Annotated in this window: 18 protein-coding genes; 10 read left to right on the forward strand and 8 right to left on the reverse strand. The window is 75.5% G+C overall.

Annotated features, from left to right (window positions below; all coding sequences use genetic code 11):
• Positions 1-3: 3 nt before the first annotated feature.
• The gene (locus tag ACGF0D_RS14610) at positions 4-1,293 is read right to left on the reverse strand and encodes a sensor histidine kinase (protein ID WP_392916023.1); all 1,290 of its coding nucleotides are present in this window, start codon (positions 1,291-1,293) and stop codon (positions 4-6) included.
• Positions 1,294-1,395: 102 nt separating this feature from the next.
• On the opposite strand from ACGF0D_RS14610, the gene ACGF0D_RS14615 reads away from it, so the two are divergent.
• A complete protein-coding gene (locus ACGF0D_RS14615) occupies positions 1,396-1,950 on the forward strand; it encodes a GNAT family N-acetyltransferase (RefSeq protein WP_392916026.1) in 555 nt (184 codons plus the stop codon).
• 70 nt (positions 1,951-2,020) lie between these two features.
• Here the strand turns inward: ACGF0D_RS14615 and ACGF0D_RS14620 are convergent, their stop codons facing one another.
• The gene (locus ACGF0D_RS14620) at positions 2,021-2,752 is read right to left on the reverse strand and encodes a hypothetical protein (RefSeq protein WP_392916029.1); all 732 of its coding nucleotides are present in this window, start codon (positions 2,750-2,752) and stop codon (positions 2,021-2,023) included.
• 70 nt (positions 2,753-2,822) lie between these two features.
• Here ACGF0D_RS14620 and ACGF0D_RS14625 point away from each other — a divergent pair, with 70 nt between their 5' ends.
• Together ACGF0D_RS14625 and ACGF0D_RS14630 are read left to right on the forward strand one after the other, a co-directional pair.
• Complete coding sequence (locus ACGF0D_RS14625) at positions 2,823-3,791, forward strand: LysR family transcriptional regulator (RefSeq protein ID WP_392916032.1); 969 nt, start codon at positions 2,823-2,825, stop codon at positions 3,789-3,791.
• Complete coding sequence (locus ACGF0D_RS14630; protein ID WP_392916035.1) at positions 3,788-4,348, forward strand: GNAT family N-acetyltransferase; 561 nt, start codon at positions 3,788-3,790, stop codon at positions 4,346-4,348. Before ACGF0D_RS14625 ends, ACGF0D_RS14630 begins: the two co-directional genes overlap by 4 nt.
• 225 nt (positions 4,349-4,573) lie before the next feature.
• On the opposite strand, the gene ACGF0D_RS14635 is transcribed toward ACGF0D_RS14630, so the two are convergent.
• A complete protein-coding gene (locus ACGF0D_RS14635) occupies positions 4,574-5,341 on the reverse strand; it encodes a hypothetical protein (RefSeq protein ID WP_392869146.1) in 768 nt (255 codons plus the stop codon).
• Between the two features lie 433 nt (positions 5,342-5,774).
• Positions 5,775-6,158 (reverse strand): hypothetical protein, encoded by a 384-nt coding sequence (locus ACGF0D_RS14640; RefSeq protein ID WP_392869144.1) that lies wholly within the window; start codon positions 6,156-6,158, stop codon positions 5,775-5,777.
• A gap of 99 nt (positions 6,159-6,257) precedes the next feature.
• On the opposite strand from ACGF0D_RS14640, the gene ACGF0D_RS14645 reads away from it, so the two are divergent.
• Positions 6,258-6,749 carry a MarR family transcriptional regulator gene (locus ACGF0D_RS14645; RefSeq protein ID WP_392916038.1) on the forward strand — a complete coding sequence of 164 codons (492 nt, stop codon included), beginning with the start codon at positions 6,258-6,260 and terminating at the stop codon, positions 6,747-6,749.
• 152 nt (positions 6,750-6,901) lie between these two features.
• Here the strand turns inward: ACGF0D_RS14645 and ACGF0D_RS14650 are convergent, their stop codons facing one another.
• Positions 6,902-7,687, reverse strand: a complete 786-nt coding sequence (locus ACGF0D_RS14650; RefSeq protein ID WP_392916040.1) for a class I SAM-dependent methyltransferase — start codon at positions 7,685-7,687, stop codon at positions 6,902-6,904.
• A gap of 384 nt (positions 7,688-8,071) precedes the next feature.
• On the opposite strand from ACGF0D_RS14650, the gene ACGF0D_RS14655 reads away from it, so the two are divergent.
• From ACGF0D_RS14655 to ACGF0D_RS14670, 4 genes are all read left to right on the forward strand, one after another.
• A complete protein-coding gene (locus ACGF0D_RS14655; protein ID WP_392869139.1) occupies positions 8,072-8,512 on the forward strand; it encodes a hypothetical protein in 441 nt (146 codons plus the stop codon).
• Between the two features lie 63 nt (positions 8,513-8,575).
• Positions 8,576-9,148: a GNAT family N-acetyltransferase gene (locus ACGF0D_RS14660; protein WP_392916043.1), complete on the forward strand. Its 573-nt coding sequence runs from the start codon at positions 8,576-8,578 to the stop codon at positions 9,146-9,148.
• Positions 9,145-9,765, forward strand: coding sequence for a formylglycine-generating enzyme family protein (locus tag ACGF0D_RS14665; RefSeq protein WP_392869135.1), 621 nt, complete (start codon positions 9,145-9,147; stop codon positions 9,763-9,765). Before ACGF0D_RS14660 ends, ACGF0D_RS14665 begins: the two co-directional genes overlap by 4 nt.
• A 150-nt stretch (positions 9,766-9,915) precedes the next feature.
• Positions 9,916-10,449, forward strand: a complete 534-nt coding sequence (locus tag ACGF0D_RS14670; RefSeq protein WP_392916046.1) for a GNAT family N-acetyltransferase — start codon at positions 9,916-9,918, stop codon at positions 10,447-10,449.
• A 243-nt stretch (positions 10,450-10,692) separates the two neighbouring features.
• Here the strand turns inward: ACGF0D_RS14670 and soxR are convergent, their stop codons facing one another.
• Entirely contained in the window at positions 10,693-11,250 is a 558-nt protein-coding gene (soxR, locus tag ACGF0D_RS14675; protein WP_392869131.1) for a redox-sensitive transcriptional activator SoxR, read from the reverse strand.
• Between the two features lie 57 nt (positions 11,251-11,307).
• Here soxR and ACGF0D_RS14680 point away from each other — a divergent pair, with 57 nt between their 5' ends.
• On the forward strand, positions 11,308-12,021 hold the full coding sequence (locus ACGF0D_RS14680) for a thiamine pyrophosphate-dependent enzyme (protein WP_392916049.1): 714 nt from the start codon (positions 11,308-11,310) through the stop codon (positions 12,019-12,021).
• A gap of 65 nt (positions 12,022-12,086) precedes the next feature.
• Complete coding sequence (locus ACGF0D_RS14685; protein ID WP_392916052.1) at positions 12,087-12,980, forward strand: transketolase family protein; 894 nt, start codon at positions 12,087-12,089, stop codon at positions 12,978-12,980.
• A gap of 37 nt (positions 12,981-13,017) precedes the next feature.
• On the opposite strand, the gene treZ is transcribed toward ACGF0D_RS14685, so the two are convergent.
• Positions 13,018-14,751, reverse strand: coding sequence for a malto-oligosyltrehalose trehalohydrolase (treZ, locus tag ACGF0D_RS14690; RefSeq protein ID WP_392916055.1), 1,734 nt, complete (start codon positions 14,749-14,751; stop codon positions 13,018-13,020).
• Positions 14,751-17,186: a malto-oligosyltrehalose synthase gene (gene treY, locus ACGF0D_RS14695; RefSeq protein ID WP_392916057.1), complete on the reverse strand. Its 2,436-nt coding sequence runs from the start codon at positions 17,184-17,186 to the stop codon at positions 14,751-14,753. Before treY ends, treZ begins: the two co-directional genes overlap by 1 nt.
• Positions 17,187-17,252: the final 66 nt, after the last annotated feature.

Consider the following 17,252-nt stretch of genomic DNA (forward strand, 5'->3'; position numbering starts at 1 on the left):
GGTTCAGGCGGCGCCGAGCGGCAGCCGGGCCCGGACGGCGAAGCCGCCCTCCGGGGTCGGCCCGGCGTGCAGGGTGCCGCCGAGGTCCCCGGCCCGGGTGCGCATGCCGCGCAGGCCGTGGCCGCCGGAGGGCAGTTCGGGGCGCTCGGCCCGCCCGTCGGCGGCTCCGGCGCCGTCTATTTCGGGAGCGCGGGCGGCGGGGGAGTTGACCACCGCCAGGCTCAGCGCGTCCGGTGCGACCTCGACGGTGACGGCCACCTCGGCGGCCGGGGCGTGCTTGTGGGCGTTGGTCAGCGCCTCCTGGACGATCCGGTACGCCGCGTACTGCACGGCGGGCCCCGGGTCGGGCAGGCCCTCGGCCGGGCCGCTGACGGTCAGCCCGACCGCCAACCCGGCCTGCCGGGACTCCTCGACCAGGGCGGGCAGCCCGCGCAGCGAGGGCGGCACCTGCGCGGTTGGGGTGGTCAACACGCCGAGCAGGGCGCGCAGTTCGGTGAGCGCCTGGAGGCCGAGGGTGCGGATCAGGCCGAGCGTCTCCCGGACGGCGGCCGGGTCCTCGGCCAGGGCGACCTGCCCGGCGCCCGCGTGCAGGGCGATCAGTGAGACCCGGTTGGACACCACGTCGTGCATCTCCCGGGCGAGCCGGGCGCGTTCGGCGGCCACCGCGCGCTCCTCGGCGTGCCGGCGGGCCTCCTCCAGCAGCCGGTTGCGCTCGCCGAGCAGCCGGTTGCGTTCGGCCAGCACGCTGACGGTGCGGGCGCGCTGGTGCGCGGTCAGCCCGAGGGCGAGCGGCACGGCGCCGAAGACCAGAGGGTCCTCGACCAGGTTGGCGAGTCCGGACGGGTTGCCGACGTCCCCGAGATCGAACGGCACGAACAGCCGCAGCAGGGCCAGTGCCGCCAGGACGGACACCGGCACGGTGCCGCCGCGCCGCGCGGCCAGCCCGTAGAGCGCGACGGCCAGCGGGAGTTGGCCGCTCACCAGGGTGACCACGGTGACCGCGGCCGGGTGGCGGCGGCGCAGGGCCAGGGCGAGCGCGCCGATCGCGACCAGGCCCGTGTTGGTCGCCGGTGAGGCGGTCGGGCCGAAGTCCGGGTCGCCGGCGGCGAGCGGGACGAGGAGCAGCAGCACCAGGGCGGTCGGCGCGAGCGCCCGGACCGGGCGTGGCAGGTGCAGCGGTGGGCCGGGCAGCGGTGCGGCGAGGTCCTCGGCCGACGGACCGGCTGACCGTCCGGCGCCTGACGGCCCGGTGGCCGACTCGCCGGTGGCCGACCGGTCGGTGGGCTGCTGCATGAGGGGCATGCTTCCACACCGGCGCGGCGCCGGGACGGTCGTCGGATCGAGTGGCCGGGAAGGGACTGGTGAAAGGCCCGGGCGGGAGGGGAGCATGGCGGGATGGATGATCGTTTCTCGCCCGAGCCGGCCCTCGCCGGGGCGCCGGTGGTCGAACGGCTCGCGCGGTACGGCCGCGCCGAGCAGGAGGAGGTCCTCGGCCCGGGGGAGGACCCGTACGGCGTCGCGTACACCGGGCTGACCTTCCGGCCCAAGGAGATCCACTTCGGCATCCGGGCCGCGGACGGCCGGCTCGTCGCCCACACCGGGCTGGTGCCGCTGCCGCTCACCGCGGGCGGCACCGACCTGACGGTGATGGGCGTCGGCGGGGTCTGTGTCGCCCCCGACCGGCGGCACGGCGGCCTCGCGCAGGCCGTGGTCGGGGCCGGCCTCGACCACGCGCGCACGCTCGGCCACCGGTACGCGCTGCTGTTCTGCCGCCCGCCGCTGGCCGCGTTCTACCGGGGGCTCGGGTTCCGGGAGGTGGTGCGGGGGGTGACGGTGGAACAGCCGGAGGGGCGGCTGGCGGAGATGCCGCTGCGCACCATGTGGGCGCCGCTGGCCGCCGGGGCAGGGTGGCCGGAGGGCCCGGTACGGCTGCGCTCGCTGCCGATGTGAGGTGTGCCCGGGCCGCCCCGGGCCTGGCTCGGGCCGTCGCGGCGAGGAGGCCGGCCGTTCCGGGCCGGGGTCAGGCCGTCGTGGCCGGGGTGCCCGCGTCCGCGTGCGCCACGGCGGCGCCGGCCAGGGCGCGGATCATGGGGTGCGCCCGGGTGCCGTCGCCGGACAGCTCCGGCTGGAACAGCGAGGCCAGGAAGAACGGGTGGCCGGGCAGCTCCAGGATGCGCGCCTCGCCCGACCCGTCCGCGCCGCTGAACCGCAGGCCGTGCGCGGACAGCCGGTCCAGGTAGGCGCCGTCGAGGCCGTACGCGCAGTGGTAGCGCTCCAGGGTGCGGGTGGCGCCGAGGACCCGCTCGGCGAGGCTCCCGGGGGTGACCGTGACGGGCCCCTCGTGGCCGACCAGCGAGCAGGCCAGCGGCGCGATCACCTGCTGCTCCGCGTCCGGGTGCGCCTCGCCGTGGACGGCGTCCGTCAGGCCGCAGACGTTCCGGGCGTACTCCAGCACCGCGTGCTGGAACCCGGCGCAGGTGCCGAGGAAGGGGATGCCGCGCTCGCGGGCGGCCCGGACGGCGGCCAGCGCGCCCGCCTCGCTGCGGTACGGACTGCCGGGCAGCAGCCAGACCGCGTCGAAACCGGCCAGGGCGTCGGGCGCGGCGGCGTCCCCGGTCGGGATCCAGTAGGCGTCCAGGACGAGGTGGTCGTGCTCGGCGAGGGCGTCCAGCAGGCCCGGGATCCGGGCGTGCGAGCGGACGGCGGGGGAGCGGTCGCCGACCAGGGCGATCCGCGGGGTCAGGTAGGTCATGGGGCTATCCTGACCCCGCACCCGAGATCAGTGCCAACGATGATTCCTTAAGCTTCGATCAGATCGGTTGATGGTCGCCGTGGACCCTCAGCAGCTGCGCACCTTCGTCACCGTCGCCCGCCTGGCCTCCTTCTCGGAGGCCGCGCGGGAGCTCGGCTACACCCAGTCCGCGGTCTCCCAGCAGATCGCCGCGCTGGAGGCGGACCTCGGGGCGGCGCTGCTGGTCCGCCGTCCGGTCGGGCCGACCGGCGCCGGGCGGCGGCTGCTGGAGCACGCCGCGCCGCTGCTGGTCCGGCTGGAGGCGGCGCGTGCCGACGTCGCGCGCCTGGCGGGCGCACCGAGCGCCCGGCTGGTGCTCGGTGCCACCCCGCTGGCGGTCGGGGCGACCCTGGGGCGCGCGCTCGGCGAGGTGCGCCGGATCTACCCCGGGGTGGAGCCGGTGGTCCGGGTGCTCGCCCAGGACGTGCTGCCCGCCCAGGTCGCCACCGGAGAGGTCGACCTCGCGCTGATCGACGGACTGGCCGCGCCCAGCGACCCGCTGGCGCTGCCCGACGTCGGCCCGCTGCGCACCGTCGCGGTGGCCGAGCGGCCGGTCGCCGTCGCCCTGCCCGTCGGCCACCCGCTGGCCGGCCACCGCGGCCTCGCGCTCGCCGACCTCTCCGCCGCCCGCTGGCTGGACGCGCCCGACCTCACCCCGACGGCGGCCCGGCTGCGTGCCGCCGCGGGCGTCGACGGCTTCCGGCCCGCCGTCCGCTACCAGGGCACCGACCTGCACGGACTGCTCGCGCTGGTGGCGGCCGGGCACGGGCTCACCCTGCTGCCCGAGCCGGTGCTCGCGCGGGCGCCCGGGGTCGGGTCCGCGCCGATCGCGGTGCCCCGGCTGGCACACCGCACCGAACTCGTCCACGGCAGCCTGCCGGAGGGCCCGGCGGCGCTGCTGGTGCGGCTGTTGGAGGGATCCCGGGGCGATCGGGATCGGTCGGCGGCGCCGAATTCGGTTGCACGGGGCGTTGGCCCCGATGAAATGATCACGCGATGAGTACCGGAATCATCATCAGACGGGTGCGGGCCGAGGAGTGGCAGTCGCTCAGGGACCTCCGCCTGGAGGCGCTGCAGGACCCGGTCGCGGCCGTGGCCTTCCTGGAGACGTACGAGCTGGCCGTCACCAAGCCCGACGAGTTCTGGCAGGACCGCGTGACCCGGGCCGCGACCAGCCCGGACGTGGCGCAGCTCGTCGCGCAGACCCAGGACGGGCGCCTGCTCGGCTCCATGACCGGGGTGGTCGAGCGGTCCGGCGGGGAGGGGGCGCTGGGAGGCGACGTCATCGAGGTCGACCAGGTGCACGTGGTCGGGGTGTACGTCCGGCCGGAGGCGCGGGGCACCGGGCTGGCGCTCGACCTGATCCGGGCCGTCCAGGACTGGGCGTGGGCGCTCACCGAGCCCAGGATCGAGCGGGTGCGGCTGTTCGTCCACGAGCACAACCCGCGGGCCGAGGCGATGTACCGCAAGGCCGGCTTCGAGCACTCCGGGGTGGCGCTGCCGGTGCCCGGTGGCGGGGCCGGCCGGGAGATCGAACTCGCGGTGCTCCGGAGCTGACCCGGGGGGCGGTCGGTTGTGGAGCCCGGGCACCAGGCGTTCACGCCCCCGGGCCTGACGGTGGTCGGCCGCGAGGTGCTGCCATGAGCACAGTCGCCCGGCTCCCCGGGAGCGGGCGTGAAGGGGCCGCCCGGCCCGTCCGGTCCCCTGGGGGCGTGAACGGGCCGGGCGGCCTTCCGTGCGGTGCGGTTCCTCCGTGCCGTGCGGGCGGGTGCCCGCCGGGGGTCAGTGCCCGTCGCAGCCCGGGAGGGCCTCGCACATCGGCGCGGTCATGCCGGTGCCGACGTACTTGTCCTCGGGCGCCTTCCAGGCGTCCTTCGGCTGGGCGCCGGCCTTGGTGGTGGCCCAGACGGTCAGCTCGCTGACCACGCCGCCGTCGCTGACCACGTACTCGTGCAGGGTGACGGTGCCGCCGTCGGCCTGCGGGACGGTCAGGACGGCCGCGAAGTAGGGCGCCTCCGGGGCGCTGTCGACCTTCACGGTGGCGCCGGGCACGGTCTTGGCGCAGGACTTGACGGCCTCCGTCAGGCGGGCCTGGGCCAGGTTGGTGGACTGCTTGGCGCCGCTGCTGTGGGTCGGGTCACCGTGGAACAGCAGGGTCTGCTGGGCCGCCCAGCGGTCCCCGCCGAAGCCGACCTCGGACTTCGCGGCGGCGGCGCCGGTGAACAGCGCCTCGTCGTCCTTGGCGACCGCGGCGCGGCACAGCTCCATGCCCTTGAACTGGGTGACGCCGGAGACCGGCTTGGCGTTGGCCGCCAGCGGCGTGTAGTGGTAACTCTCGTCCATCGGGATGCTCTTGGTGTCCATCCAGGCCTTGTCCGGGATGCCCTTGTCGCTTCCGGTGGGCTTGGTGGGGTTGGTGGCGGGGGTGGTGGCCCCGGCCGGGGCGGCGATCGTGCCGCCGTCCTGACCGTTGTCCGGCCCGCAGGCGCTGAGCGCGCCCAGGCAGACGAGGGCTGCGGCGGTGGCGGTGACGACTCTGGTGGTGCGCAACTGACGGTTCCTCGGATGTCCGGTGGCATGGGTCGGGGTCGGGCGCGCGCCGGCCGTGGGCCGCTGGTGCGCGGCGCCGTCCGTCCGTCCTCGCCGCCCGGTCGACCCGTGGTCACGGGCGTGCGGCATGGCGGCTCCTCCCCCTGTGCTTGGGGCCGCCTGGCTCCTCGCCCCGCCCGCCGCCCCGGGATTGAGGGGTGGTCAGGGCCGATGCGCATCGACGGCGATCGAAAACCTATGTCAACGGACCGTCGGTCGCAAAGCCGGGTTCCGGGCCGGACGCCCGGATTCCCTTTTGTGGCCGATGGTGCTGATTGGGCCTGTGTGGTGGATGTGATCGGATGCGGCGGGGGCCGTGGACGGGGTTCGGGATGGCCCCCGGGGCGCGTGATCGCCCCCGCGCGGGCCCCGGCCGGGGATGCGTCCGGCCTGGTCAGGCGACCAGGCCGCCGATGCCGGAGCGGCCCGCCGGAACGCCGTCGAGGGTGACCACGGTCTGTCGGCCGACGGCCTCGCCGAACACGGCGGCGATCGCCCCGGCCGCCGCCGCGACCAGCCGGGCGGGCGCGTCCGGGAACTGCGGCAGGTGGTACGCCGCCTCCCGCATGCTCAGCGTGACCACGGGGGCGGCCTCGTCGGTCGGCACCCCGCCGATGCCCCGGCGGCGCTGCGGGACCCCGATCAGCTCGACCGCGACCAGGGGGCGGAACTGCTCGCCGAAGACCGAGGTGACGGCGTCGGTGAGGCCGGCGATGAGCGTCGGCTCGACGGCGGGGGTGAGGGACTCCTCGCGGATGTGCAGGCTCAGGTGCGGCATGGTGGAGCTCCGTTCGGCTCGGTTCGTACCATGGGCTGACGGGTTTGCTTTGCACGTAAAACAGCTTTGATTTCAAAGATAGTTGGGGAGAGGTGGGCGATGTCAACGCCCGAGGGAGAACCGCGGAACGCGGGAGCGGCGGGCGGGGAGGGGCTCGACGACGCCGTGCGGTCGATGCTGCTGCTGATGCCCCGGCTGGTCGGGCGGGCCAAACGGATCCCCGTCCCCGAAGCGCTGCGCGGCCTCGCGCTGGCGCCCCGGCACCTGTCCCTGCTGGCCTGCCTGCTGCTGGACGGGCCGATGGGCGTCAACGAGCTCGCCGCCCGGCTGGAGGTCGCCCCCACCACGGTCAGCCTGATGGTCGGGGACCTCAGCCGGCAGGGCGTCCTCGAACGGCGGGAGGACGAGGTCGACCGGCGGCGGCGCATCGTCGCGATCACCCCCGACCGGCTGCCCGCCATCGAGGCCTGGCTCGCCCCCGGGGCCGCCGCCTGGCGCACGGCCCTCGGACCGCTCGGCGCGGCGCAGCGGCGCCTGGTGGTGGACACGTTGCTGGCGTACGAGGCGGCGGTGGGGCGGGAGCGGGACTGACCGCGGGGGCGACGCGGAGCCGGTGGCCGGTGGCCGGGGCGCGGGAAGCTGTCCGCGGGCGCCGGGGACGCCGAGCTGCCGGGCGAGCCGGGGAAGGGCCCGGGCGAAGCAGCCGGACACGCCCAGGAACCGGGGGTGGTGGCGAGCGCGGTCTACGGATGAGCGGCCGGTCGGAGGCTGACGGTTCGCTGGAAGAGCGCGGTGAGGAGGAAGGGGACGCCGAACAGCGCCGAGTCGGGGTCCTGGGCGGCCATCGGGCGGATCTCCAGCGGGGTGAACCCGCGGAACAGCGAGCGGAGTTCGTCCGGCGAGTAGGCCAGGCCGCCCTCCAGCGCGCCGAGCCGGTAGAGCTCCTCGTCGGGCCGCTCGGACCCCGTCGCGCCGGCCGCGAAGGCGGTGACGGCGAAGTGCCCGCCCGGCGCCAGGACCCGGTCCAGCAGGGCCAGGTAGCTGACCCGGCGGTGCGGCGGGAGGTGGTGCAGGCAGCCGGAGTCGTAGACCAGGTCGTAGCGGGTGTGCGGGAGTTCGGCCTCGAAGATGCTCGCCCGGTGGAACCTCGGGCCGGTGCCGGTGCCGGTGCCGGTGCCGGTGCCGGTGCCCGTGCCCGTGCCCGTGTCGAGGCCGAGGCCCGCCTCGCGGGCGCGCTCCTCGGCCCAGGCGATGGCGGTGGCGGAGAGGTCGACGGCGTCCACCTCGAAGCCGAGGGAGGCCAGGTGGATCGCGTTGCGGCCGTTGCCGCAGCCGAGGTCGAGCGCCCGGCCGGGGGCGAGCAGGCCGCGGTCGAGGTAGTGGGCCAGGTTCTCGTCCGGCTTGGGAGCGAAGAACGGGCGCCCGGCGGACCGGTCCGCGTAGAACCGGTCCCAGAACGGTTCGGCCGGCGGGAAGAGGCCGTCGAGGAGGGTGAGGACGTCTTCGGTGGTGCGGATCGTACGGTTCATGCGGCCGAGCCTAGGCGGCTCGCCGGGCGGGCTCGCGGGGCGCAATAACCGCTGTACGGAGGCCTGTTGGGTCTGTCGAAGGCCAGGTCGGGGCGAGGGTCCAGGTCCGGGGCCGACGGGCGGCGGCGCCCCCGCCGGGAGCCGGGAAAGGCCGTTTCCGCGGGGCGGGGAGAGGCGCCCGGGGGAGCGTTCCGGAAATTCCTCCGGGGACTTCCGGGTGAAGGGCCGAAGGGTGCGCGGAACCGGTCGAAACGGCGTGCCGGGGCCGGACCTGACGGCGATGAGAACCCGCTGGGACCGTGACGGCCCGCGCCGCCCGTGTGCTAGGTTCGCGCGCATTCGAACGGTCCGGTGTGCACGGGGGGAAGCATGGTGGCGGTGCCGATGAGTGCCCGGTGGCTGACCGGGCTGGGGATCGTGGCGTTCCTGCTGCCGATGCTCGCCATGGCGGCGAGTCGCAGGATGTCGGCGCCGGCGTTCTACCTGCCCGCGCTGTTGTGCGTCGCGGTCTGTGCCGTGCCGTCGTTCTTCCGCCGCCGGGACCGTTTCCGGATCGCCTGCGCGGCCGCCGGGATGACGGTGGCGGCGGTGTCGGCTCCGCCGGGGGTCCTCGGCCTCCTGTTCGCGGTGTTCGCGCCGGGCTGGGGCTGGCTGCTCTACCTCGCCTTCCTCGCCCTGCCGGTCACCGCGATCGCCGCACTGATCGCCGGCTTCCAGCGGGCCAAGGGCCGCGACAGCGGCCGGCGGGCGGTCGCGGTCGCCTGGGCGGCCACGGCGATCACGGTGACCGGCTGGGGGTACATCGGCGGCCTCGCGACGGCCTGAGCGACGGACCCCGAGAGATCAATCGGATTGCCGCCCCACGGCCCGGTCGGATAGGAAACTCGCATGCTCAGGGGAAGCAAGGTCGGGCTCAGGGCCCGGCACGAGGAAGACATCCCGGTCCTGCGGACCGAACTCTTCGACGACGTGGTCACCTCCGCGCGGTCCGAGGGCGCCCCGTGGCGGCCGATCCCGCCCGGCTCGAAGGACCGCCGGCTCGTGGTGGACGACACCGTACCGACCCACGTGCCCTTCTCCGTCGTGGAGTTGGACGGCGGCGCGCTGGTCGGCACCGCGACGCTGTGGGGCATCGACACCCACCACCGGTCCGCGCACATCGGCCTCGGAATGCTGCCCTCCTGCCGCGGCAAGGGCTACGGCACCGACGTGGTCGCGGTGCTCTGCCACTACGGCTTCGTCGTGCGCGGCCTGCACCGGCTGCAGATCGAGACGCTGGCGGACAACGCCGGGATGCTGCGCTCCGCCGAGCGCAACGGCTTCGTCCGCGAGGGCGTGCTGCGCTCCGCGGTCTGGGTGATGGGCGAGTTCGTGGACCAGGTGGTGCTCGGGCTGCTGGACCGGGACTGGAAGCCGGACGGGAACCACCCCCGCCCGGAACGGCCCGGGACCGGCCGATGATCACCGTTCCGGCCGGCCGGGTCACCCTCTCCGACCGCCGCACCCAACGCAGTTGGACCGTCGACGTGGCCTCGTACCGGCTGGCGGCCTGCCCGGTGACCCGCGAGCAGTACGAGGGCGCGAGCGGCGACCACCGCCCCGCGCACAGCGTCTCCTGGCTCGACGCCGTCCGCCACTGCAACGAACTCTCCCGCCGCGAAGGCCTCGTACCCGCCTACGCGGTGGACGGCGAGGAGGTCTCCTGGGACCGCGCCGCCGACGGCTACCGGCTGCCCACCGAGGCCGAGTGGGAGCACGCCTGCCGCGCCGGCACGGACGGCCCGCGCTACGGCCCGCTGGACGAGATCGCCTGGCACCGCGGAAACTCGGGTGAGCGGCCGCACGAGGTGGGCGGGCTGCGCCCGAACGCCTACGGGCTGTACGACCTGCTCGGCAACGTCTGGGAGTGGTGCTGGGACCACTACGACCCCGAGGTGTACGGCAGTTACCGCGTGCTGCGCGGCGGCGGCTGGTTCGACGAGCACTGGAGCTGCCGCGCCTCCGTCCGCCGCCGCAGCCATCCGACCCTGCGGATCGACGACGTGGGATTCCGGCTCGCGCGCTCGATCGCCGGGTGAAGGCGGGCGCGGTGAAGGCGGGCGCGGTGAAGGACGGGCCGGGTGCGGTGGAAGCCCTCCGGTGCGGTGAATCGCGGGCTCCCGGACATCCGTCCGGAATTTCTCGCGGAATCGAGGAACCGTCACGAACGGGCCGGCGTTGGCGCCTGCATGAGTGACGAGAGATCCGATGAGCCGGTGTCCCTGCGCCCGATCGCCGAGGCCGACCTGGCCGTGATCGAGGAGATGGTGAACGACCCGGAAGCCCTGGGTGAGTTCCAGTGGTACGGCTGGCGGGACCCGCAGCGGTTCCGCCGCCAGTGGGTGGAGGGCGGGCTGCTGGACGACCGGCAGTGGATGCTGGCGGTCGTCGTCGGGGGCGGGTTCGGCGGCTTCGTCGCCGCCAACCGCAGCGGGGTGCGGCCGTCCGCCCCGTACTGGAGCATCGGCGTGCAGCTGCGGCCCCAGGTGCGCGGGCGCGGGATCGGTACCCGGGCCCAACGGCTGCTGGTGGACTACCTGTTCGCGCACTCGCCGGTGATGCGGCTGGAGGCGGACACGGAGGCCGGCAACCTGGCCGAGCAGCGCGTCCTGGAGAAGCTCGGCTTCACCCGGGAGGGCGTGCAGCGCGCGGTGACCTTCCGCGGCGGCGAGTGGCGCGACGTCGTCCGGTACAGCCTGCTGCGCACCGACCCGCGGCCCTGACCGGCCCTGACTCGACCGCCGGCGGACCTGGACGCCGAACCACTCCTCGGCGAGGGCGTCCAGCGTCCGCGCCGAGGGCCTCAACTCCCGCAGGTGCCACGGCAGGTTGCCGTACACGTGGAGCAGGGTGCACGCCATCGGCAGGCGGGGCTCGACGCGGCGCCCGTGGGCGTCCGGCAGGTGTCCGAGCGGGTGCGGGTCGGTCCGGGTGGTGAACGCGGCGCCGTTGCGCGGCGTCGGTTCTCAGTCCCCGTCCCGGCGGCTGCCGCAGGCGTCGGCGTCCGTGGCGACCGGCTCCGGGGTGGACGGGTCGCGGGTGAGCAGGTAGCGGGCGCCGGGACCGGCCTCGCCCGCGCGGTCGGCGGCGTTGTAGAGGGCGCAGCGCGACAGCGAGAGGCACCCGCAGCCGATGCAGCCGGAGAGTTTCTCCTTGAGTCGCCGCAGTTCGGCGATCTGTTCGTCGATCCGGCTCTGCCAGGACTCGGCCACCCGGTCCCACTCGGTGCGGCTGGGGGCCGGGCGGTCGGGGAGGCGGTCGAGGGCGACCTTCGCCTCGTCCAGCGAGAGGCCGACCCGCTGGGCGGCGCGGACGAAGGCGATCCGGCGCAGCGTGCCGCGGGTGTAGCGGCGCTGGCCGCCGGTGGTGCGGGTGGCGTGGATCAGGCCGAGGCTCTCGTAGTAGCGCAGCGCGGAGGGGGCGAGGCCGCTGCGCCGGGCGAGTTGGCCGATGGTGAGCAGGTCGCCGTGGTGCGGGCCGGGGGCGTGGCGGGCTTCGGGGCGGGCTTCGTGGCGGGCGGTCACGGGGACCCACTCTAGCCGTTTGACCTCAAGTCGGCTTTAAGTTGCACGATCGGGGGCATGACGACGAACCCGACGGCCGAGGCCGGGACCGGCACCCGTTTCGAGGACCTGCCCGCCCTGATGAGCCTGATGACCGGCGACGAGAAGCACGGCCCCGCCGCCACCTCCACCCTGGACGCGCTCTGGGTGCTCTACGACCGGGTGCTGCGGGTGGCCCCGGAGACCGCCGACGCGCAGGACCGCGACCGCTTCCTGCTCTCCAAGGGCCACGGCCCGATGGCGTACTACGCCGTGCTGGCGGCCAGGGGCTTCCTCGACCCACAGGTGCTGCCGAGCTTCGGCGGCTACGACTCGCCGCTCGGCCACCACCCGGACCGCACGCTGGTCCCCGGCGTGGAGATCGCCTCCGGGTCGCTCGGCCACGGCCTGCCGCTGGCCGTCGGCAGCGCGCTCGGGCTGCGGGCCCAGGGCCTGACCGACCCCGCGGTCTGGGTGCTGGTCGGCGACGCGGAGTTCGACGAGGGCTCCAACGCCGAGGCGGTGGCCTTCGCCGGGGCCTACGGGCTGGAGCGGCTGCACGTGGTGGTGATCGACAACTCCTCCGCCACCCACGGCTGGCAGGGCGGCATCGCCCAGCGGTTCGCGGCCGAGGGCTGGTCGACCGCGACGGTGGACGGCCGCGACCACGAGGCGCTGTACCGCGCCTACACCGCCGAGCACCCGGGCCGCCCGCACGTGGTGGTCGCCCGGGTCGAGCCCAAGTACTCCTGAGCACCCACGTACTCCTGAACACGCCGAGCACCGCCGACCTCCCGGCGACGAAAGGACCTTCACCGATGGACACCATGCGCGACCGCTTCGTGGCCGTGACCACCCGCCTGCTGGACGAGGACCCCCGGCTGGCCCTGATGCTCGCCGACATCACCGCGGCAGCCTTCGCCCCGGCCCAGGAACTCCACCCCGACCGGGTGGTCAACGTGGGCATCCGCGAACAGCTGCTGGTGAGCGCGGCCGGCGGCCTGGCGCTCACCGGGATGCGCCCGATCGCCCACACCTTCGCCAGCTTCCTGATCGAGCGGCCCTTCGAACAGGTCAAGCTGGACCTCGTCCACCAGGGCGTCGGCGCCGTGCTGGTGAGCGCGGCGGGCTCGTACGACTGGCCGGCCGGCGGCCGCACCCACATGTCCCCGGGGGACGTCGCCCTGCTGGACACCCTGCCGGGCTGGACGGTCCACGTCCCCGGCCACCCGGACGAGGCCGAGCAACTGCTGCGCCACGCCTACGCGGACGGCGACCGCAACGTGTACGTCCGGCTGTCGGTGCAGCAGAACGCGGCCCCGCTGCCGGTCGAACCGGGCCGCTTCACCACCGTCCGGACGGGCTCGCGCGGCGCGGTGCTCGCCGTCGGGCCGATGCTGGACGCGGTGCTCGCGGCCACCGAGGGCCTGGACGTCTCCGTGCTGTACGCGGCGACGGTGCGCCCCTTCGACGCCGCCGGACTGCGGGCGGCGCTCGGCGACCGGGCCGATGTGGTGCTGGTCGAGCCGTACCTGGCGGGCACCTCCGCCGGTGAGGCGCACGCGGCGCTCGCCGACCGCCCGCACCGGGTGCTGGGCCTGGGCGTGCCGCGCGAGGAGCACCGGCACTACGGCTCGATCGAGGAGTACCTGGCCGCCTACGGCCTGGACGCCCCGTCGCTGCGGGAGCGGATCGGCACCTTCCTCTGGTAGGCGACTCCCACGGCGGGTTCCTGCCGGAGGCGGACGCTCAGACGGCGACGATCGCCACCGCGTCCGCCGCCAGCCGCACCGCCGACCCCTCCAGCGCCGCCGCCCCGAAGGCCGCCACCACCTCGCGCCCGGTCGCCCCCAGTGCCGGCGCGGCCTCGCCCGGCCCGAGGTTGACGGCGATCCGGTACGGCCCCCGGTGCACCACCAGCAGGCCCGCCGCCTCGTCGTGCGTCACCCGCACCGCGCCGAGGTCCGGGTCGGACAGTTCCGGGCGCTCGCGCCGCAGCCGGATCAACTGCCGGTACCAGGCAAGCAGTTCGGTGTGCGGGGCGCGCCGGAGCTCGGTCCAGTCGAGAACCGAGCGCAGTACGGTGGCGGGTTCCTGCGGGTCGGGGACGGCCTCGGCGGCCCAGCCGTGCTCGGCGAACTCCCGCCGCCGGCCTTGCCGGACGGCCTCGGCGAGGTCCGGGTCGGTGTGGTCGGTGAAGTACTGCCAGGGGGTGGCGGCTCCCCACTCCTCGCCCATGAAGAGCATCGGGGTGAACGGCGAGGTGAGCACCAGTGCCGCGCCGCAGGCGAGCCGGCCGGGGGAGAGGCTGGTGGAGACGCGGTCCCCGAGCGCCCGGTTGCCGACCTGGTCGTGGGTCTGGAGGTAGCCGAGCAGCCGGTGTCCGTCGCCGAGCGGGGCGAACGGGCGCCCGTGGGTGCGGCCGCGGAAGGAGGACCAGGTGCCGTCGTGGAAGAACCCCCGGGTGAGCGCCTTGGCGAGGGCGGCGAGCGGCGCGCGCGCGAAGTCCCGGTAGTAGCCCTGGGATTCGCCGGTGAGCGCGCAGTGCAGGGCGTGGTGGAAGTCGTCGCTCCACTGGGCGGTGAGGCCCTGCCCGCCGGCCTCGGGCGGGGCGGTGGTGGCCGGGGTGTTGCGGTCGGACTCGGCGACCAGGAACAGCGGCCGATTGGTCTCGACGGCCAACTTCCGCACCTCGCCGGAGAGTTCCTCCAGAAAGTGGACCGCCCTGTGGTCCACGAGGGCGTGCACGGCATCCAGCCGCAGCCCGTCGATCCGGTAGTCGCGCAGCCAGGCCAGCGCGCTGCCGATCAGGTAGGCGCGCACCTCGTCCGAGCCGGGCGCGTCCAGGTTGACCGCCGAGCCCCACGGGGTGTGGTGCCGGTCGGTGAAGTACGGGCCGTACGCGGGCAGGTGGTTGCCGGAGGGGCCGAGGTGGTTGTGGACGACGTCCAGCACCACCCCGAGGCCCCTGCGGTGGGCGGCGTCCACGAAGCGCTTGAGTCCGTCGGGGCCGCCGTAGGGCTCGTGGACGGCCCAGGGCGAGACCCCGTCGTAGCCCCAGCCGTGCTTGCCGGGGAACGGGCAGACCGGCATCAGCTCGACGAAGTCCACGCCCAACTCGACCAGGTGGTCCAGACGTTCGGCTGCGGCGTCGAAGGTGCCGCGGGCGGTGAAGGTGCCCACGTGCAGTTCGTACAGCACCGCGCCGGGCAGCGGCCGGCCGCGCCGGCCCTCCTGCGACCAGCGGAACGCGGCGTGGTCCACCGCGCGGCTCGGCCCGTCCGGCCCGTGCGGCTGCCGGGCCGAGCGCGGGTCGGGCAGCGGCGGGCCGTCGTCGAGCCGGAAGGCGTAGTCGCCCGCCGGGGCCTCGCCGGACCACCAGCCGTCCCGGTCCGGGCAGCGGGCCAACTCGTAGGCGAAACCGTTGACTTCGACCCGCACGCGGTCGGCCGCGTTGGGCGCCCACACCTCGTAGGCCGGCATCATCCCCTCCTCGTCAGCAGCGCCACCGGCAGGGCCGCCAGCAGCTCGGACACCGGCACCGCGCCCGCCGGGAAGCTCCGCCCGGTCAACTCGTCCGTCCACGGCCCGCCCGCCGGCAGCTCCAGCACGGTGTCGCGCCAGCCGCCCGCCCGCTCCAGCCCGTACGGCAGCCGGGTGACGGCGGTGACCACGTCCTCGCCCCGGGCGAAGGCCAGCAGGTGGTCACCGGAGAGGTCCACGGCGTGCAGCGGCCGGTACGGGCCGAGCGGGCGGGCGCGGCGCAGGTGCAGCGCGGTGGCGGTGAGGTGCAGCTTCTCCCGGGCGAGGTCGCCGGGGCGCGGCGCGGCCGCGTCGGTCAGCCGCACGGCGAGCGCCCCGAAGTCCACCACGCCCCGGTTGTCCGGGTCTACCAGGGTGTACAGCGGCTCCTCGCTGCCCTGGTAGAGGTCCGGCACGCCCGGCACGGTGAGGTGCAGCAGCGCGGCGGCGAGGGTGTTGGCGCGGGCGTACGGGGCGAGGGCGTGCACGGCGCCCTCGATCCTGGGGAGCAGCCCGGGGTTGCCGTGGACGGAGCGGGCGCGCTGCTCCAGGGCCCGCTCGTAGCCGGGGTCGGGGCTGGTCCAGGAGGTGCGCAGCTTGGCCTCCCGGGCGGCCTTGAGCAGGGCGGCGACCAGCCGGTCCGGGTCGATCGGCCAGGCGGCGACCAGGGTGTGCCAGAGCAGCCAGTCGGCGTCCCGGTCGAAGCCGGGGCCCGCGGCGGTGGACCACGCGGCGGCCTCGGCGGCCCAGGCGTCCGGCCGCTCGGCGAGCACGGCGAGGCGGGTCCGGGCGTCGGCGCTGCGCTTGGTGTCGTGGGTGGAGAGCACCGTCATGCTGTGCGGCCAGGTGCGCTCCAGGTAGCGGCACCAGTCGTGGAACTCCGCCGGGCGCAGCCCGGGCCGGGCGGGCTCGCCGCCGACCTCGTTGAGGCCCGGCAGGGCGTTCCAGCGGTAGAAGGCGGTGTCCTCGACGCCCTTGGCGGCCACCGCGGCGGCGGTCTGGGCGAAGCGCGCGCAGAACTCGTCCTTGTCGGCGCCGCGGCCCAGCTCGCCGAGCGCGAGCGCGGCCACCAGCCGGTCGGTCGGGTCGGCGGAGCCGTCCAGGGCCGCCCGCAGCTGCTCCACCGACGCCGTCGACGGCGCCTCGCCGGGCCGGGCGTACGGCCGGTACGCCGGGTAGCCGGTGAGCAGCCGGCCGAGCGCCGCGCGCAGCTGCCCGGGCGCGTGGTCGGCGTGCGCGGGCTCGGCCGCGCCGATCCGCAGCGCGATCCGCACCAGCCGCTCGACCTCGGCGGCGAGCTCGCCGTCCGGCCCGGCCATGTCGGCGCGCCCGCGCCGGGCCTCGGCGATCGCGGGGTGCGGGTCGACACAGAGGTCCCGGACCGGCCCGCCGTGCAGGAAGGACTCGTACGCCCCGGCGAGGCGGCAGGCACCCGCGTGGTCGGTGAGCACGCCGTCGATCCGGCGCAGCGCGTCGTAGCCGGTGGTGCCGGCCACCGGCCAGTCCGCGGGGAGCCGCTCCTCGCCGGTGAGGATCTTCTCGACCACGACGTACGCCCCGCCGGTGGCCGCCGCCAGGCGCTCCAGGTAGCCGCGCGGGTCGGCGAGCCCGTCCGGGTGGTCGATCCGGAAGCCGTCCAGGACGCCGTCGGCGTGCAGCCGCAGGAGGACGGCGTGGGTGGCGGCGAACACCTCCGGGTCCTCGGCGCGCAGTGCGATCAGCTCGTTGACGGTGAAGAAGCGCCGGTAGTTGAGCTCGGTGCGGGCCAGCCGCCACCAGGCCAGCCGGTACCACTGGCGGGCGAGCAGCTCCGGCAGCGGCAGCTCCTCGGTGCCGGGGCGCAGCGGCAGCTCGTGCCGGTGGTAGCGCAGCACCCCGGCGTCCACGGTGAGCTGGTCCAGCACCGCGCCGAGCCGGTCGCCGAGCAGCGGCAGCAGCACCCGACCGCGCCCGGGGGCGTCGACGGGGCCCGCCTGGGCCGTCCAGTCGATGTCGAACCAGCGCGCGTACGGCGAGTCGGGCCCGTCGCGCAGCACCTGCCACAGCGGCCGGTTGAGCCGCTCGGGGGCGGGCACGGCCATGTGGTTGGGTACCACGTCGGCGATCAGTCGCAGGCCGTGGCGGTGCGCGGCGGCGGCCAGCTCGCGCAGCGCCGGCTCCCCGCCGAGCTGCTCGCTGATCCGGGTGTGGTCGACGGTGTCGTACCCGTGGGTGGAGCCGGGGACGGCCTCCAGCAGCGGGGAGAGGTGCAGGTGGGAGACGCCGAGGGCGGCCAGGTAGGGGACGGCGGCGCCGGCGTCGCGGAGGGTGAAGCCGGGCTGGAGCTGGAGGCGGTACGACGACGAGGGGACGGCGGCGGCCGGGCGGGGCTGCGCGGGCTCGGCGGCGGGGGTCATAGCTCCATAGGTACCCGGGGGAGGGCGCCGCCAAGACCCGCTGCTGACCCGAACAGGTGACCTGTC

Origin of the sequence: Kitasatospora sp. NPDC048298, assembly GCF_043201465.1 — a bacterium.
Taxonomy (GTDB): Bacteria; Actinomycetota; Actinomycetes; order Streptomycetales; family Streptomycetaceae; genus Kitasatospora.

What these genes read in the sequence shown, in the direction of transcription:
- ACGF0D_RS14610 (WP_392916023.1), bottom strand. Translation starts at nt 1,293, where the DNA reads ATGCAGCAGCCCACCGACCGGTCGGCCACCGGCGAGTCGGCCACCGGG.
- ACGF0D_RS14615 (WP_392916026.1), top strand. Translation starts at nt 1,396, where the DNA reads ATGGATGATCGTTTCTCGCCCGAGCCGGCCCTCGCCGGGGCGCCGGTG.
- ACGF0D_RS14620 (WP_392916029.1), bottom strand. Translation starts at nt 2,752, where the DNA reads ATGACCTACCTGACCCCGCGGATCGCCCTGGTCGGCGACCGCTCCCCC.
- ACGF0D_RS14625 (WP_392916032.1), top strand. Translation starts at nt 2,823, where the DNA reads ATGGTCGCCGTGGACCCTCAGCAGCTGCGCACCTTCGTCACCGTCGCC.
- ACGF0D_RS14630 (WP_392916035.1), top strand. Translation starts at nt 3,788, where the DNA reads ATGAGTACCGGAATCATCATCAGACGGGTGCGGGCCGAGGAGTGGCAG.
- ACGF0D_RS14640 (WP_392869144.1), bottom strand. Translation starts at nt 6,158, where the DNA reads ATGCCGCACCTGAGCCTGCACATCCGCGAGGAGTCCCTCACCCCCGCC.
- ACGF0D_RS14645 (WP_392916038.1), top strand. Translation starts at nt 6,258, where the DNA reads ATGTCAACGCCCGAGGGAGAACCGCGGAACGCGGGAGCGGCGGGCGGG.
- ACGF0D_RS14650 (WP_392916040.1), bottom strand. Translation starts at nt 7,687, where the DNA reads ATGAACCGTACGATCCGCACCACCGAAGACGTCCTCACCCTCCTCGAC.
- ACGF0D_RS14655 (WP_392869139.1), top strand. Translation starts at nt 8,072, where the DNA reads ATGAGTGCCCGGTGGCTGACCGGGCTGGGGATCGTGGCGTTCCTGCTG.
- ACGF0D_RS14660 (WP_392916043.1), top strand. Translation starts at nt 8,576, where the DNA reads ATGCTCAGGGGAAGCAAGGTCGGGCTCAGGGCCCGGCACGAGGAAGAC.
- ACGF0D_RS14665 (WP_392869135.1), top strand. Translation starts at nt 9,145, where the DNA reads ATGATCACCGTTCCGGCCGGCCGGGTCACCCTCTCCGACCGCCGCACC.
- ACGF0D_RS14670 (WP_392916046.1), top strand. Translation starts at nt 9,916, where the DNA reads ATGAGTGACGAGAGATCCGATGAGCCGGTGTCCCTGCGCCCGATCGCC.
- ACGF0D_RS14680 (WP_392916049.1), top strand. Translation starts at nt 11,308, where the DNA reads ATGACGACGAACCCGACGGCCGAGGCCGGGACCGGCACCCGTTTCGAG.
- ACGF0D_RS14685 (WP_392916052.1), top strand. Translation starts at nt 12,087, where the DNA reads ATGGACACCATGCGCGACCGCTTCGTGGCCGTGACCACCCGCCTGCTG.
- treZ (WP_392916055.1), bottom strand. Translation starts at nt 14,751, where the DNA reads ATGCCGGCCTACGAGGTGTGGGCGCCCAACGCGGCCGACCGCGTGCGG.
- treY (WP_392916057.1), bottom strand. Translation starts at nt 17,186, where the DNA reads ATGACCCCCGCCGCCGAGCCCGCGCAGCCCCGCCCGGCCGCCGCCGTC.